We start from the raw sequence: 15,234 nt of genomic DNA on the forward strand, positions 1-15,234 counted from the left end.
CCGGCGACCAACTGCCTCGAATTGGGTGCACTCATTGAAGGATCCTCTTTGACTCATTGGAATTTACTTGGACCGGTCCATAATGGCCATGAAGAGCCCACACAGTCAAGCCTCTAAGCTTGAATGAAATTCGTCGGAACGAGAGGACCAGTGCGTGAGTGACGCTTCCAGCACACCAAGGCCCAAGCCCACCATCCGCGATGTCGCGAGCGCCGCAGGGGTTTCCAAGTCCTTGGTTTCGCTGGTCCTGCAGGGATCTCCCAATGTTAGCGAGAGCCGCCGTCGCGATGTCCTGAAGGCCATGGAGGAGCTGGGATACCGGCCCAACCGGCTGGCCCAACGCCTGTCCGGCCCTCGAAGCGGAACCATCGGCGTGATGCTCAACGACATCCGGAACCCATGGTTCGTGGAACTGCTGGAAGGGCTGACGGCGTCCCTGCACGCGGCCGGTATTTCACCGGTTCTGGCCGATTCCTACACCGATAACCGCGTGGGCCGCAGCTCCTTGGAAACCTTGCTGGAGCAGCGGATCGATGGCGTGGTGGTGGTGGGTACCACCCCGGAGTCGGCCGCCATCGAAAAGGCGGCGCAGAGTATTCCCGTCGTTTTGGCCGGAACCCGCGAACCGCACCTCCCCGGCGTCGACATCGTGGTCAATGACGACGACGACGGCGCCCGGCAGGCGACCGAACACCTCCTCACACTGGGGCACCGCAGGATCGCGCACCTGCAGGGGCCCGGCGAGGTGGGCAAGATCCGGCGCGAATCATTCGAACGAACCATACGCGAGGCCGGACTGGAACCAATGGTGGTGGTTGCCGGCGGAATGAGTGAGGAAAGCGCGTACGCTGCCGCGAGCCGCCTCCTGGCAGGAACGGACAGGCCAACCGCGATCTTCGCCTACAACGACATCGCCTGTATCGGCGCATTATCCGCCGCTGACGACCTTGGGCTTTCGGCACCTAAGGACCTCTCACTCGTGGGCTACGACAACACCTATCTGGCCAAAATCCGGCACCTCTCGCTGACCTCCGTGGACAACGGCAATCTGGCAGTGGGCGTCGAGGCCGGAAAGTTCATCCTCGAGCGCCTGGCAGCTCCGGGTCTTCCGGCCCGGCTGCACGAAGTGCCATCCCAGTTGCAGGTGCGGGGGTCCACAGGGAACGCACCTTCCTGACTACTCGCACGTCAATGGGAGCCCGAAGAGGAGCGACGCACCAAGCCTGCAAGCGAGCGGAACCGCAAGAGATCGGACGATTCCGGCGCTGGGTGATCCACCCTGGTGCGGATTACTCCTCGCGGTCGATCTCGAGGTAGCTAAGACCGCTCAGATCCAGCCAATACCGGGTTGGTGTCTCGACCACCCGTAGGAGGACACCCTGGCAGTCGCGACACCGCACCACCAGGCCGGGGGCGTCGGTAAAGACCATGGCCGCCCCAAAGTAGCGTACTGAACCGCAATGCCGGCAGCGTCCGAGGGCGGCGATGATGTCGATCCGGAAGACTTCAGACAAGGCGCCCGCCGCTGCATTCCCGTCGAGATACGGGATCGCATGATGGGCTGCAGCGGCGATGTCCTGATCCTCGGGTTCGGAAGCAGTGAAGTTGTCGGCGCTGTTCACTGGATGCCTCCCGTCCCGCCAAAGCGTTCGGTCCGGATCGACTCCGCCGGGTAGCCGGCGTTCACAAGCCAGTCCGCAACCGCCTCTACGAATACTGTTTGTCCGCAGACAAATACGTCCGGAATCTCCCTGATCGGAAAAATCGTTGCCAAAAGGGTGTCCGACGTCAGACGGGCCGGTACGGACGGCCACCCCTCCGGCGTCGAACGCGTAAAGACGTAGTCCACCGACAACTTTGCCGATTCGCGGTCCAACCTGCGCAGTTCGTCTCGGTAAAGCAAGGTCTCAGGGGACTTGAGGGAGTAAAGCAGCCGGAAAGGCGATACGTTACGGGAAGCCTGGTGGGCGCGAATCATGGACATGAGCGGCACCACCCCCGAACCTCCCCCGATCAGTTGCACGGGGTTCACGCGGCTGGGCCGCCAAACAAACCAGCCGCCTACGGGCCCCCGAATTTCCAACTGATCGCCTACGGACAGGTTCCGGACAAGGTAAGGGGACACTTCGCCGTCGGGCAGTTCATCGACGGTAATTTCCAGATGTCCATCCAAACCCGCAGATGCCACCGAGTACGAGCGGATGGCAGTGTAGCCGTCATCGGCGGTAAGGCGGATGTCGATATGCTGGCCCGCAAGGTGTCCCCTCAGGCCCTCCACGCGCAGCCGTATCGTCCGTGCTGTGTCGGTTTCGTGCGTCCCGCCGACCACTTCAGCGACCTGCCATACGGAGCTCATGGCACGCGCCTCACGAGTACCGCTCCTCTCGCCACGGATTGCCATGAAGGTGATAGCCGTTTGATTCCCAAAAACCGGGAATGTCCTCCCCCGTCAGCTCCAAGCCGTGAATCCATTTGGCACTTTTCCAAAAATACAGGTGCGGTACCAGAAGCCGCGCCGGACCACCGTGGGCCCGGGCCAGCGGTTGTCCATCGAATTCCCACACCACCCAGGCCTTCCCGCCCAAGAGATCCCAGAGTGGGATATTCGTTGTGTAGCCGCCGAAGGAATGGGCCATGGCGAAGTCGCTGGTCGGTTCCACCATTTCGAAGAACGTGTCCAGCAGAACTCCCCGCCACCTCGTTCCCATTTTGGACCAACTGGTCACACAGTGAATATTCTGGGAAATTTCTTCCTGCGGCAAAGCCATGAAGTCGTCCCAGGACCAGGAATACCGCTGGCCACCCTCCGTGGTGATGAAGAATTCCCAGGAGTCGATAGGGATTGACGGAGCGGGTCCGGCCGTGAGTACGGGAAAGTCCGGTGTCTCATGCTGGCCTGGAGGCAGGGCAGGGTTCTCCGCACGCCGTCCACGGAATCCGGACGAAATGATACCCAAGATGCACCTCCACGGTGGAGCCCCATCCGGCCAAAGGCCGTTGATTCCCCCACCATAGGACACCCCGACGCAGGGGTCCAGACATGAACCGCATGGCTCGTGAAATCAGGTATGGGCCATGATGGTGCCTTGGACGGACGTCAGGGGCACCGTCCCGTAGTCCCGGGAATCAATGGAGACTCCCCTGTTGTCGCCCAGCACGAAAATGGTGCCGGCCGGAACAGTCATTGGTCCGAAGTAGCTCGCATCGATACGGCTGTGATCGATGCGGGGTTCCTCCACGTGTTTCCCGTCCACGTAGAGCTCAGCGTCTCGGAGCTCTACAATCTGACCTTCAAGGGCAACGACCCTTTTGATGGCCGTATTGCCATCAGGGCTTGCAAAGGCCACAACAACGCCCCTGCGTATGAGCCCCGCTGATGCGGCCGGTTTGTACACCAGCACCACCGAACCCTCGCCAATGGCTGGCTCCATGCTGTCGGAGGACACAGTGAACGGTTCCACCAACCACGCTCGCGTGGCGAGGATGACCAGGACCGGGATGATTGCCAGCGCGAGGCCACGTGCTCTCATTCTTTCGTGTCGTCCCACTCTGCTTTCGCCGCCGTCATCGGGTCGTTGACGTCCGGATCCGACTCTTTGAGGCCCACTCGGAACTGGACCATCATGTCGTGGTCCTCATGCGGGAGGTTGTGACAGTGCATCATGTAGAGGCCAGGGTGGGGCGTGAATTTCATGAGTAGCCTGACCTTTTCGTCCTCACCGACGTACACGACGTCCTTCGGTCCCCGTTCGTGGGGGTAAGGTGCCTGACCGTTGCGGCTGAGGATCTGAAAATCGACCAGGTGGATGTGGACCGGGTGGAACCAGCCGCCCGATTTGTTTTCGATCTCCCAAAGTTCCACCGAGTTCAAGGCCGGGTCCGCGGCGACCTTTTTGTATCCACTGGCAATGACGTCCTGCCAACTGTCGTCGTTGATGGTCCACAGGTTGGTGCTGTCGCTGCGCTTGACCCGGAAGGTGCGGGTCTTTACCGCCTGGCTTGATTTCAGCGTCATCGCCTCGCTCCCCGTCAGGGTGGTGGGTATCCGGTTCCACGTCGGGTCCGTGGTGTCCACGGCCTCGTCGGTGACATCGAAGGCCATGATCTTGTTGGTGTAGTCGTAGTCCACGTTGTTCTTGTTGGACAGGTTTCTCAGCTCAACCCGCTGTCCGGTCTTGTAATTTCGGAAGTCGATGAGGATCTCGTACCGTTCCGCGCCGCCGTGCCGATAGCTGGCTACGCTTTGGGACGTGGGCATGAGGCCCCCATCGGTTCCGACCACCACCAAAGGATCCCCTGTGCTCAGGGTGGGCCTTAGGGAACGGGAAATGGAGGCGTTCAGTACCCTGAAGCGGTAGACACGCTTCTGAACTTTCATCACAGGCCAAGGCTTGCCGTTGACCAGGATCACGTCTCCCCAAAGTCCCGAGTGGGTGTTGTCGTCGTAGCCGAGTGAGCCGTCTGAGGCGAACATGACGTCATTGATGGTCAGAGCCACATCGTACCGGCCCTGCGGGAGCAATTGCCGCTCGATCGGGTCATGCATGTGGTACTGCGCTGCCAAACCGGAGTAGGCATTCATCGCCGTGAAATGTACGCCGTGGTCGTGGTACCAGAGGGTACGGGCGGGCTGGAAGTTGGGATAGTGGTAATCCTTGAAGAACCCAGGATGCGTGATGTCGGAGGCGTAGCCGTCATATTGTGGCAACGAGGCTGATCCGTGCAGATGGGTGGAAGTAGACAGGGCGTGTCCATCCAGCGCATGCTGCGCGGGGAGCTGGTTGCGGACTCTCAGCACAGCTTTTGTACCTTGATCCAGGCTGATAGTGGGTCCGGGGAAGATTCCGTTGTACCCAAGGATAGGCGTGGTCAGCCTCGGGAGGATCCTGGCTGTTGCGGCCTGTTCGGTCACCTTGTAGTAATTGACCGGCAGCCCGTCGACCGGATCGATGCCTTTGGCATAGGGTGCAAGGAAGGGTGCTTGGACAAAGTCTGCCTGGAATGGTCGGGGCATCTCCTTGTCACTGAGGCGGCTGGCCGATTTGGCCTCCACCGAACCGGTCGGAAACATCGCGGCTCCAGCCCCGAGAACTCCCAGGCCTCCAATCAACAAGACCTGGCGGCGTGAAATGGTCATTTAGGTGCCTCCTTTGCTCAATACGCCGACTCTGCCGGGACCAGCTTGGGGATTCCCTGCCCGCATTGCCGTGTTCTTGGGAAAACCTTGGAAGTTCATGCGAGGGCCCTGCTTGATCACTTGGGTCGATGATGACCTGCACCGAGGGACAGGCCGGGGCTTCCGGGCAACTCGAGGGTCAGATCCACTGCACGGTCCGGAAGTTCGAAGACCAGCGTGGCGTCGATGCTCTGTCCCTGCCTGACAACGGCCGGGCCCGGCGCGGCCCAGACCGGCTTCCACTTGGCAGCACCCAAGGCCGAGACGGAGTACCGCGACGGGTCGAAGGTGATGCCATCGCTACCCGTGGCCGTGAACTCCACGAGGATTCGCACGCGGTGCATTTCCCCGACCGGTGGCTTGTCGAGTGCTGCCGCCGCTGTCGGCGGCGTCCAGCCGTCGGCTTCGACGGGGATGACGCCATTGATACGTCCCAATCCGCCGTCGGTTGTTCCGGACGCGCCCAGCATGGCCGGCGGCTTCCGCGGCCCTGTAGTCACGATTCCGGCCACTAAGGACCCTACGAGTATGAGCAAGGCCAGGGGTACAAGGACCCTCACGTGCCTACGGGCTGCTGTCAGTGCCATGGCGCCGAGTGTTCCCGCCGATTCTAGTGAAACCCTTGGGATCAGTGCTGACTGGTGATTCAGCAGCAGCCCACAGGGTGATGCGCGTCCTGTCGGGGGTCCGCCAGGACAGCGTTTCCGCAAGGTCGCTTTCCTAACGTCGGTTCATGCGCAGTCAACGCGCGCAAGCACCCAGCACCCAGCACCCAGCACCAGTGAGGTTGTCATGAATGAAAAACTACATGCACCGGGAGGACCGCAGTTCCCCCGCAGGTACGGCAGGGCCGGCACCATTGCCGGAATCTCCGCAGTACTTTGCGCCACGTCCCTGATAGCTATTCCCTCCGCCAACGCTGCCGTGCCAACGTTCCCGGACAACCTGGTGGTTTTCCCGGACCGGGACTTCGTCACCATCGAGGGCTACCAGGACCGAGTGGGCCAAACAGGGTTGGTTGAGGTCACGCGAAAGGGAGCCGGCGTCGTAGGGTCCGCCCAGGGCGTTGTCGCCGCCGGCGACGTCGCCTTCGAGATCAACCACCCCGGGGGGTATTGCTGGGGTGCCGGCACCGGGCTGAACGTCACCCCCGACATCCGGCCCGGCGACGTCGTTTCCATCAAATTCAACGGCGCCGAGGCAGGGGCCACGACCGTCCAAGACGCGTACGTCACCGAGCACTCATCACTGTCAGGCACCACCCTGACGGTCAAGGGCCATGCCGGAGCCAACGTCAACCCAGCCCAAATGGAGCAGAGGATCGTGGAGCCTGCCCTCAAGGACACCAGTGTTGGCCGCCGGGATGTTCGCGCGGTACCAGGGCCGCTTACGGTCGAAAACGGATACAGTTCAAGCCTTACGTTCGGCCCTGACGGGACCTTCACGGCCACCTACGAATTCAACGACGCCGCCACCGCCGGGATTGCTGCGGCGGCCTCAGGAGAGCGCGCCATGGCCTGGGAGGTCGAAGACGCGGACGCCAACCGCCAAGGCCTGACCATCGCAGAGTTTGGTGAGCTGGGCGGTCCGGGAATGGGTGGCTGCCCCAACGGGCCCCTACAGTCCGGCCCCGCAGGGCCCACCAACGTCAAGGTGTCAAAGACCGGCTCCGACCTGAAGGTCAACTGGACCCCGGCGGAGGCAATCCCCGGCACCCCGGCCATCAGCGGTTATCGGATCACCGCCGTCGGACACACACGTACGGGCAATGAACAGACCGAGACCGGCGTGCGCGTCAGTGACCCCAAAGCTGCCAGTACGGTCATCAAGGGCCTCAGGTCCGACGAAGCCTACGACGTGTACGTCGTTTCTGTCAGTGCTGCAGGAGAAACCTTCCCTGCTGTTCCATTCATCCCGGAGACGGACACAACCAAACCCCTGGTGACCGCCTCCCCCAACGGTGGCACCTTCCCAACAGCCCAGGAGCTGACTCTTACTGCGAACGAGCTGGGCAGCGACATCTTATACACACTGGACGGGAGCGACCCCATCGGAAGCGGTGGCGTCGCCGCTGAGGGTGCCAACCTCTACAAGGGGCCGGTTCCAGTATCTGCAAGCACTAAGCTCACGTACGCCGCCATCGACCCTTCGGGAAACGTCTCGGACAATGGCACCGTAGAATTCATCATCACCAATAACCCCGTCCCGGACGCCCCGGCCTTCACCGGAGCACCCGTGGCCGGCAAGGGCAGCGCCACAGTTTCCTGGACTGCACCCAACCCTGGCGCTGAAGGTTTGACCATCTCGGGCTACACCGTCCAGGCCTACACCGGGAACGGTGCATTCGGGTCACAGAAAAAGGTGGCGGGAAACGTAACCAGCCTTGTCTACGACGGACTCGACGGCGACACAGAGTACCGCTTCACGGTCAGGGCAAGCAACGCCAACGGCGACAGTCCCGAATCCGCCAAGAGCGAACCGGTCACAGTCCAGGGAGAGGTAGTAGCCAACGCCGGACCTGACCAAAGCATCGTCCGACGCACTACAGCGTCCAATGTAACGCTCGACGGCACAGGGTCCACCGCCACTGGCGCCATTTACCAATGGAGGCAGGTGCTGAGCAACCCGACCGACCCGGATGCAGTCAACTTGGCCGGCAGCACCACGCTGCAGCCCACGTTCAGCCTGCCCGTCTACAAATACCCAATGACCAACAAACCGCTCACGTTCGAGCTGACGGTAACCGCAGGCCGAGGCACGAAGACCGACGTCGTCACTGTGACGCCTATCCCGGACCGCGTCACAGCGCAAGGGCAATGGAAGAGCCGCGACTTCCGGGTCGACGGCACCAGCACGGTAGTAGGCGGAACGATCACCGTACGGTCCGGCGGGCCCGGTGGCGCAGTCCTCGGCACGGCGCCTGTTACCGCAGCAGCCGCGCCTGGGACAGGGGGGATCTTCACCTTACGGCTCAGGGACGGGAACGCACCGGCAGCCAACCCCGGCACCATCTGGATTGAATCCACGCTCGGTGGCACGGCAGGACCCATCACTGTGGTGAACAAGTAGTACTGCACCCCGCCGCAGGGGCCCGGCGTCGTCCGTCCAAACGGACGACGCCGGGCCCCTGATCTGTGTTCTGCGGCTACCGGGCAAAGGCCGGGATGGGTAGAACCCGGGTACGCAAACCAAGTACCGGGACTCCCGAACCAAGTAGCCGCGAACCAACATGAGCAGAAAAATGAGTACCCACCACTGTTGTCCGGTATTCTGCCGGTGGATTGAATGGTCTGGATGCATCTGAACTACACGATGGAACACCAGTGAACACTCTCAATCTCGCCAACCATCCGGTGGCCATCCCACAGGAACCGACGCCATCATGGAACGGGCCCCGACTCCACGTACGAGTGCTGGGGCCGTTGACCATCCACCGTGGCGACACCGAACTGAGCGCCAACGACCTCGGCGGGCCGAAGCCCCGCCAGGTCCTTGAGATTCTGCTCCTTAATTTCGGGACTGCGGTCTCCAAGACCCGCCTGATGGACCTGCTCTGGGACGGTAAGCACCCCGCCGTCGCCCTACCAACACTCGAAAGCTATGTCAGTGTTCTGCGCCGCCATCTGCAGCCCGGCTTCGGCAGATCCGGACCCGTCCGCACGGTCACCGGCGGGTACGCCATCGATGCCACCATGGTGGACCTGGACCTGGACCGGTTCGGAACCCTGACCAAGCAGGCCAGTCAAGCGCCACCGAGGCGAGCCTTGGACCTGCTCACGGAGGCGCTGGACCTCGCTTCCGCGCCGCTGCTTGGTGACGAGCTCCTGCCGGCGTGGGCAGAGGATGAACGGGCGGGGCATGCAACACGCGTCGCAGCCGTCAAGGTCAGAGCCGCTGAAGTTGCCCTCTCCGTAGGCGAACTGGATCAGGCAATAACCATCAGTGAGTCTGTCACGAGGCTGGACCCGCTCAATGAGCGGGCGTGGACCACGCTCGTAGTCGGGCTCGAACGCAACGGAGACGCGGTCGCGGCCCTCACGGCCTTTGACCGCTGCCGCAAAATCATGGCCAGCGAACTGGGCTGCACACCGAATCAGGCACTGACCGAGGCCCAGGCCAGATTGCTGGCGCTCACGGCCGTCCGGGACACCCGGTCAGTGGATGGTCCTCCCCGCGCCACGACCAGCAAAGAGCGAACAGCCCTGACCGATGTCGAACGCCTGCGAATCCTCATCGTCGATGACCACACGACCTTCTCCGACCTGCTGGCCGGGGCGTTGGACAGGGAACCCGACTTGCAAAGCGTAGGTGCCGCCAGGTCCGCTGCCGCGGCCGTAACGATGTATCAAGAGACCCGGCCCGACGTGGTGCTCATGGACCTCTACCTCACAGACGGTTCAGGGCTCACGGCAGCCGAACGCATCCTCGCCCTTGATCCTGGAACGCGGATTGTCATGCTGACGGGTAATCCGTCCCAGGAAGCCCTGCGGGAAGCCGCCGGCATGGGAATCTGCGCCTTTCTTCCCAAAGACGGATCCCTCGGCGTCATGCTGGATACCCTGCGGCACGCACGGTCCGGCAACATGATTGTCCACCCGTCACTGGTAGCCGGACTGGGCAGCGGCCCCGTTGCTCCCGGGCATCCGGGCCGCTGACCAGGAAGCGTCAGGGTGGAGCAGCCGCCAGGCGGATACGAGCCCAGTACTGCTGAGCGCCGGGAAGTCCAGGCAGCTGTGGCACGATTTGTTACCGCGGGGTTCGTGGCCCTCATCCTTCTTGCAACGCCCGTCATCTTTTGGATCCGCGCCGAAGCAGAACAGCATGCGCTGGCGAACGCCCGTGACATGACACAGCGCCTTGCTGATAACGTCGTAGGCCCCCTCATCTCGACGGAACTGCTCGCCCGGGAACGTATGGCCCTGGACCTGCTCGATCAGCGCTTGGCACCCTGGCTGACCACCGGAACGCTCACCAGGATAAAGGTGTGGGACGAACACGGCACCGTGGTCTACTCGGATATGGACTCACTGATCGGTCAGCAATTTCAGCAGGAAGACTGGGCCCGCAAGCTTCTTGACGGCGGACCGGCTACTGCAACTTTGGAAACCCAAACCGAGCAGGAGAATGTTTACGAATCAGGTGCGGGGGAACTGGTGGAAGTTTACGTCCGGTCACGTTCGGTCAGCGGCGCACCGATGATCTTCGAAACGTACTCCCCTGGAGAAAATGTCCGCCGCGAGCAACATGAAGTCCTCATGGGCATGATCCCTCCGATGATCCTGTCCCTTGCAGCACTTCAGCTCGCCCAACTCTTTCCGGCTGTCCGGTTGGCCCGGAGAATCCAGGGACATCAAGCCGCAAAACACGCCCTCCTGAGGTACGCCGTAGAAGCCTCCGACCGGGAACGGCGACAGGTCGCGAGTGAACTTCACGACGACGTCATCCAAGACCTCTCGGGGTTGGCTTACGCACTGGAATCCGAGGAGCGGCGGGGGCCGCCAAACTTACGGCCCGTCTTCAGCAACGCCCGATTGATGCTTCAAAACACTGTACGGACACTGCGGGCCATGACCAACGAACTGTATCCACCGGACTTGGAGCGCATGGGCCTCAAAGCATCCCTCACGCGGTTGGCGGCTCCACTGGTAGACAGGGGCATCACGCTGACTATGGAATTTCCCGACCATCTGGTCGCAGACCGGGACCGGGCCGCACTGATGTACCGGGTGGTCCGGGAAGCACTGGTCAATGCAACGAAGCATTCCTCGGCGACCTCAGTACACATCCGGATCCGGCAATCTGATCGACTCACGAGGATTACAGTCAGCGACAACGGACACGGCTTTGAACCGAACCAGGAGAGCAACGAAGGGCACTACGGGCTGAGGATTCTCGGCGATACGATCAAGCACGCCGGCGGCACCTTTCACGTCAGATCCTCCCCGGGGGCCGGCACCATCATCGATGTGACATTGAGCGGGCCGGCTGAGCCGGGCCTGAACACCGTCCGGCCGACCCGACGAAATCACCGCAAACAACTTGCAGACAGAGCTGCGGGCTGACAGAACCGGCGGAAAGGGCTCCAGGGCCTGAAAGGCAACCCGAATGGCAGACGGGGCTGGTTCGTTACGTTGCCGCCGACCCGTTGCGGGGGACGTTGGAAAAACCATGCAGTGCCTGCCTGAATCCTGGTTGCCCGCACCAAAGAATTCTCCAAGCAGGGCCCTCTAGTTTAGAAGATAGACGGTCAACCGAGGTGGAATGAAGCACCCTGCCGCGGAACCCAGCCTGAAGCCGATCGGAGCGCCCATGGAACTGCGCAGAGCCCCCGCCGCCACCCCATCCGGTCCAACTCGCCCAGGGTTCCAACAGCATGTTCCGCATACAGCCATGACCCTCATGCAGGTCACACGGACAAGGGTGCAAAAACTTCGGGCAGGGTTCCGGACTGTGCGGGCCCGCGTATTGGCCTCAGTCGTGGCCTTCCTGGCAGTGGGACTGTTCGTGGCCGGCACTACCACACTTGCGGTGGACCTCGGGGAGCTGAACAACCGGGTCAGCGAGGATCTCCTCCGTCAGTCCCAACGCCTCCAGACCATCGCGGACCAGGGCACTCCCGAGGGCCGACCCTATGATTCCCTGGATGATCTCTTCACCGTCTTCCTCCGCGGCGGCACCTTGGGACGCCACGAATCCGTGATGGCCACCGTTATTGGCGGGAACACCTTCCTGCCCGCCGGGGAACAGGCGCTCAACCTGGGCCACCCCCAAGTCCTCGACGCCGTGCGCGCTGTGCCCGTCAACGACTCCATAGCCCTGCGGGATCTGAACCTTGATGGCCATACCGTGCGGCTGGCCATCACCCCCGTTTCCCTGGGCGGAAATTCGGCAATCGGACTCTTGGTTGCAGCCAATCAGATCGGACAACAACGGGAACAGATGGTGGCCTCATTCGGAACCTTCGCTGCAGTTTCCTTGGTCATACTGGTGCTGGCCGGTGGTGTGGGGTACGTAGTGACGGGCCGCCTGTTCGTTCCCATCCGCCGGCTGCGCCAGGCAACGGAACACACCACCTTCGAGGACGTCAGCAGCCGTGTTTCGGTACCCCCCGGCGATGACGACGTGTCCCAGTTGGCAGCCGACTTCAACCGCATGCTGGACCGGTTGGAAGCAGGCATTGAGGACCAGCGCCACTTCGTGGATGATGCCAGCCACGAATTGCGCACTCCCCTGACCATCATCGGTGGCCACCTTCAGCTCCTCGAGCCCTCGGATGTTCTCGAGGTCGCGGAAACAAGGGGCCTGCTCCTCGAAGAGGTGGACCGAATGCAGTCCCTTGTCAACGAACTCCTTGTTCTGGCCCGAAGCGGACGGGCCGACTTTTTCCAGCCGGACTGGGTCGATGCCGATTCGTTCCTCGAAGCTGCCATGGAACGGATCCGGGTGCTGGGAGACCGGCACTGGCAGATTGAACAGTTGCCTGGCGGCTGGTTCCGGGCAGATCGCAATCGCCTCACCCAAGCCATGGAACAACTCGCGGCCAATGCCGTACAATCCACGGACCCCGGGGACATTATCTCCATCGGTGCAGCGTGGGTCGCGCCGGAGAACTGCCCTTCCGGCGAAAGACACGACGAGCCCATCATTGAAATCTGGGTAGCCGATACCGGTTGCGGCATCAGCGCGGCGGACCAGGAGCGGATATTTGACCGGTTCGCCAGGGCAGGGGTGTCCAGGGGCGCCGAAGGATCAGGCTTGGGATTGGCCATCGTCAAAGCTATTGCTGAGGCGCACGGGGGCTCGGTCCGGCTGACATCCCGTGTCAACGGAGGCAGCCGGTTCGCCCTTGCCCTGCCGGGTGGAACATCGTGGCTCGCATTCTGATCGCCGACGACGAGCCGCGGATCGTTGCCTTTATCGGCAAAGGCCTGAGGGCGGCCGGCCACACCACTTCCTCGGCGGGAGACGGCATACAGGCCTTGGACTACGGCAGTTCCGGTGAATTCGACCTGCTGATACTGGATATTGGCATGCCCCGCATGGACGGACTGAGCGTACTGACGGCGTTGCGTGACATGAAGTGCACGGTTCCGGTAATCGTCCTGACTGCACGGGATTCGCTCCCTGACGCGCTGGCGGCGCTCGACGGCGGCGCGGACGACTATATGAGCAAGCCGTTCCGTTTCGAGGAGCTGCTGTCGCGGATACGGCTCAGGTTGAGGGAGAATCCAGCCACGCAGGAGGCCGCGGCCCCTGCCAGTGGCGACGTCAGGCTGGACATGGACCTCCGCAGCGCCATCGTCCGGGGCCGTTCGGTCCAATTAACCGCCCGCGAGTTTGCCATGGCGCACGTGTTCTTGGACCACGCTGGCAAGCTGCTGAGCCGCGAGCAGCTGCTTAGCAGGGTCTGGGGCTACGACTTTGACGGGGCCTCAAACGTGGTGGACGTTTATGTCGGATATCTGCGCGCCAAACTTGGTCCTGAGCATTTCCAGTCAGTCCGGGGAGCCGGCTACCGGTTCACCCCTGTCGAAGCAGGCACTGAAGCAGCAACCGGGAGCACCCCTGTGGACCATGGATGAGAAGTCTCTCATGGAAGATTCATCTCCCTTTCACAGCGGCAAGGAAGAGTGGTGGAACCAGCACATGGAAGGAAGACCAATGTCAAAGATGTGGTATCTCCCACTCGCTGCCGTTCTCGGCGCTGCAGGCCTGTCTGTGTGGGCACAAGCGAGTGCCGGACCGCCGCCTGGTGTCGCCCCTGGCGTCGTGGTCTCAACTGTAAATATCAGTACCGGGGCCACTGCTGCTGAAGACACGCCCGCACCCGGACAACCGCCGTCCGTCAGTCCAGCACCCGCACCAAGCATCGCGGCGGTGCCTGAGCCCGTCCCGGCGACCCGGATCGTCCCGGCCGAACCGGTCACGTTGCCGCCAGCCCGGGTGGACGACAAAGGTGGGCTTCGTCAACGGGACGCTTCCGACGACAGCCCCGGCCACGAGCTCAAGGACGACAAGGGCGGGCTCCGCCAGGACCCGCGTCGTACTGGGCCGCTGGGCCCGTAATCGTGCCCAGGGGCAGGGTTGGCACACTTGTTTATGCGTTGCCGTGGAGCCCGGCAAAGGTGTCGCTGCCTTGGTACCCAAGGGCGTAACTTGCTTCTCGACCCGCGCGGGCTACCACGGGCCCCAACCGCGCAACATCGGCGGGTCCGACCCGCTGGGTGGGGAAGCCCAGGCCCACAGCGCATGCCAAACGACCGGCGTGGTCGAAGACCGGCGCACTGATGGACCCCACATCCTGGTTACGTTCCCCGAAGGCCGCGTAGTATCCCTGCGCCCGTGCCACGGCAGCTTGCTCCTTCAACGTCTGAAGTGTCACCGGGGTATCAGGAGTAAAGGCCTCGAGCACCTCCTCGTCCAAGGCGTCCCAGGCGCCGGGGTCAAAGGCCAGGAACACCTTTCCTGGAGCGCCCGCGTGCAGCGGCATGACCATACCCACCATGAACGGACGCATCACCACGTGCCGGGTCTCGGCCACCGCGACGACGGTGCGGAACGCGCCATCCCGGACGTACAGGCAGGCGGTTTCACCGGTTTCGTCGCGTAACTGCTGCAGAACCGGCTTCACCAGCCGGACCACGTCCAGTCCGAACGTCCCAGGGGTTGCCCAGCGGACCAGTCCGATGCCGATCCGGTACCGGTCGCCGTCGCGATCCAGGAACCCCTCGCGGAGCATGTTCTGGACCAATCGCTGGCAAGTACTGGACGGCAGTCCTGTCTTGCGGATGATCTGTTGCAGCGTTGGCTCCGGCTCATCCACGGAAAAACAGTCCAGAATCTCCGCGACCTTATGCAGGACCAACAGGGGCGAAGCCCCAGCCCCCTGTTCCTTCGCCACGTCCAATGCCCCTTCAGTCCTCTTCGCCAGCAGGCTCCAGCTTAGCGAGGCTGTCGGCAATACGTGAACGTGATCTATTTGACATCCCTCCCTGTGTCCCACATCATGGGATGCGAACCCACCTTATGGGTTTACCCCAATGCCCCATCACAAAGAC

14 protein-coding genes are annotated in these 15,234 nt (G+C 62.4%); 7 read left to right on the forward strand and 7 right to left on the reverse strand.

Translation table 11 applies throughout. The annotated features are described in order from the left end of the window. Nucleotides 1-154: 154 nt before the first annotated feature. Nucleotides 155-1,177, forward strand: coding sequence for a LacI family DNA-binding transcriptional regulator (locus tag ABHM97_RS18770; RefSeq protein WP_349471821.1), 1,023 nt, complete (start codon nucleotides 155-157; stop codon nucleotides 1,175-1,177). Between the two features lie 112 nt (nucleotides 1,178-1,289). Here ABHM97_RS18770 and ABHM97_RS18775 read toward each other — a convergent pair whose 3' ends face one another. The 6 genes from ABHM97_RS18775 to ABHM97_RS18800 all read right to left on the reverse strand — a co-directional run bounded on the left by ABHM97_RS18775 (nucleotide 1,290) and on the right by ABHM97_RS18800 (nucleotide 5,763). Next, a complete protein-coding gene (locus ABHM97_RS18775) occupies nucleotides 1,290-1,622 on the reverse strand; it encodes a DUF6510 family protein (RefSeq protein WP_235521972.1) in 333 nt (110 codons plus the stop codon). Next, complete coding sequence (locus ABHM97_RS18780; RefSeq protein WP_235521971.1) at nucleotides 1,619-2,356, reverse strand: ferredoxin reductase; 738 nt, start codon at nucleotides 2,354-2,356, stop codon at nucleotides 1,619-1,621. The genes ABHM97_RS18775 and ABHM97_RS18780 overlap by 4 nt, the downstream gene beginning before the upstream one ends. 10 nt (nucleotides 2,357-2,366) lie before the next feature. Continuing rightward, a complete protein-coding gene (locus ABHM97_RS18785; RefSeq protein ID WP_235521970.1) occupies nucleotides 2,367-2,957 on the reverse strand; it encodes a sulfite oxidase-like oxidoreductase in 591 nt (196 codons plus the stop codon). Nucleotides 2,958-3,062: 105 nt separating this feature from the next. Continuing rightward, nucleotides 3,063-3,530 (reverse strand): signal peptidase I, encoded by a 468-nt coding sequence (lepB, locus tag ABHM97_RS18790; protein ID WP_235521969.1) that lies wholly within the window; start codon nucleotides 3,528-3,530, stop codon nucleotides 3,063-3,065. Next, a complete protein-coding gene (locus ABHM97_RS18795; protein WP_349471822.1) occupies nucleotides 3,527-5,137 on the reverse strand; it encodes a multicopper oxidase family protein in 1,611 nt (536 codons plus the stop codon). Before ABHM97_RS18795 ends, lepB begins: the two co-directional genes overlap by 4 nt. A gap of 116 nt (nucleotides 5,138-5,253) precedes the next feature. After that, nucleotides 5,254-5,763 carry a hypothetical protein gene (locus ABHM97_RS18800; RefSeq protein WP_349471823.1) on the reverse strand — a complete coding sequence of 170 codons (510 nt, stop codon included), beginning with the start codon at nucleotides 5,761-5,763 and terminating at the stop codon, nucleotides 5,254-5,256. 205 nt (nucleotides 5,764-5,968) lie between these two features. On the opposite strand from ABHM97_RS18800, the gene ABHM97_RS18805 reads away from it, so the two are divergent. The 6 genes from ABHM97_RS18805 to ABHM97_RS18830 all read left to right on the forward strand — a co-directional run bounded on the left by ABHM97_RS18805 (nucleotide 5,969) and on the right by ABHM97_RS18830 (nucleotide 14,242). Further along, a complete protein-coding gene (locus ABHM97_RS18805) occupies nucleotides 5,969-8,245 on the forward strand; it encodes a fibronectin type III domain-containing protein (RefSeq protein WP_349471824.1) in 2,277 nt (758 codons plus the stop codon). Between the two features lie 254 nt (nucleotides 8,246-8,499). Next, on the forward strand, nucleotides 8,500-9,831 hold the full coding sequence (locus tag ABHM97_RS18810; RefSeq protein WP_235521965.1) for a BTAD domain-containing putative transcriptional regulator: 1,332 nt from the start codon (nucleotides 8,500-8,502) through the stop codon (nucleotides 9,829-9,831). Between the two features lie 15 nt (nucleotides 9,832-9,846). Next, complete coding sequence (locus ABHM97_RS18815; protein ID WP_235521964.1) at nucleotides 9,847-11,238, forward strand: sensor histidine kinase; 1,392 nt, start codon at nucleotides 9,847-9,849, stop codon at nucleotides 11,236-11,238. Nucleotides 11,239-11,566: 328 nt separating this feature from the next. Further along, the gene (locus ABHM97_RS18820) at nucleotides 11,567-13,060 is read left to right on the forward strand and encodes a sensor histidine kinase (RefSeq protein ID WP_349471825.1); all 1,494 of its coding nucleotides are present in this window, start codon (nucleotides 11,567-11,569) and stop codon (nucleotides 13,058-13,060) included. Further along, entirely contained in the window at nucleotides 13,045-13,758 is a 714-nt protein-coding gene (locus tag ABHM97_RS18825; protein WP_349471826.1) for a response regulator transcription factor, read from the forward strand. Before ABHM97_RS18820 ends, ABHM97_RS18825 begins: the two co-directional genes overlap by 16 nt. Nucleotides 13,759-13,837: 79 nt before the next feature. After that, the gene (locus ABHM97_RS18830; RefSeq protein WP_349471827.1) at nucleotides 13,838-14,242 is read left to right on the forward strand and encodes a hypothetical protein; all 405 of its coding nucleotides are present in this window, start codon (nucleotides 13,838-13,840) and stop codon (nucleotides 14,240-14,242) included. A 31-nt stretch (nucleotides 14,243-14,273) separates the two neighbouring features. Here ABHM97_RS18830 and ABHM97_RS18835 read toward each other — a convergent pair whose 3' ends face one another. Then, nucleotides 14,274-15,077 (reverse strand): IclR family transcriptional regulator, encoded by an 804-nt coding sequence (locus tag ABHM97_RS18835; protein WP_349471828.1) that lies wholly within the window; start codon nucleotides 15,075-15,077, stop codon nucleotides 14,274-14,276. Nucleotides 15,078-15,234: the final 157 nt, after the last annotated feature.

The organism is Paenarthrobacter sp. CAP02 (genome assembly GCF_040137855.1).
GTDB lineage: Bacteria > Actinomycetota > Actinomycetes > Actinomycetales > Micrococcaceae > Arthrobacter.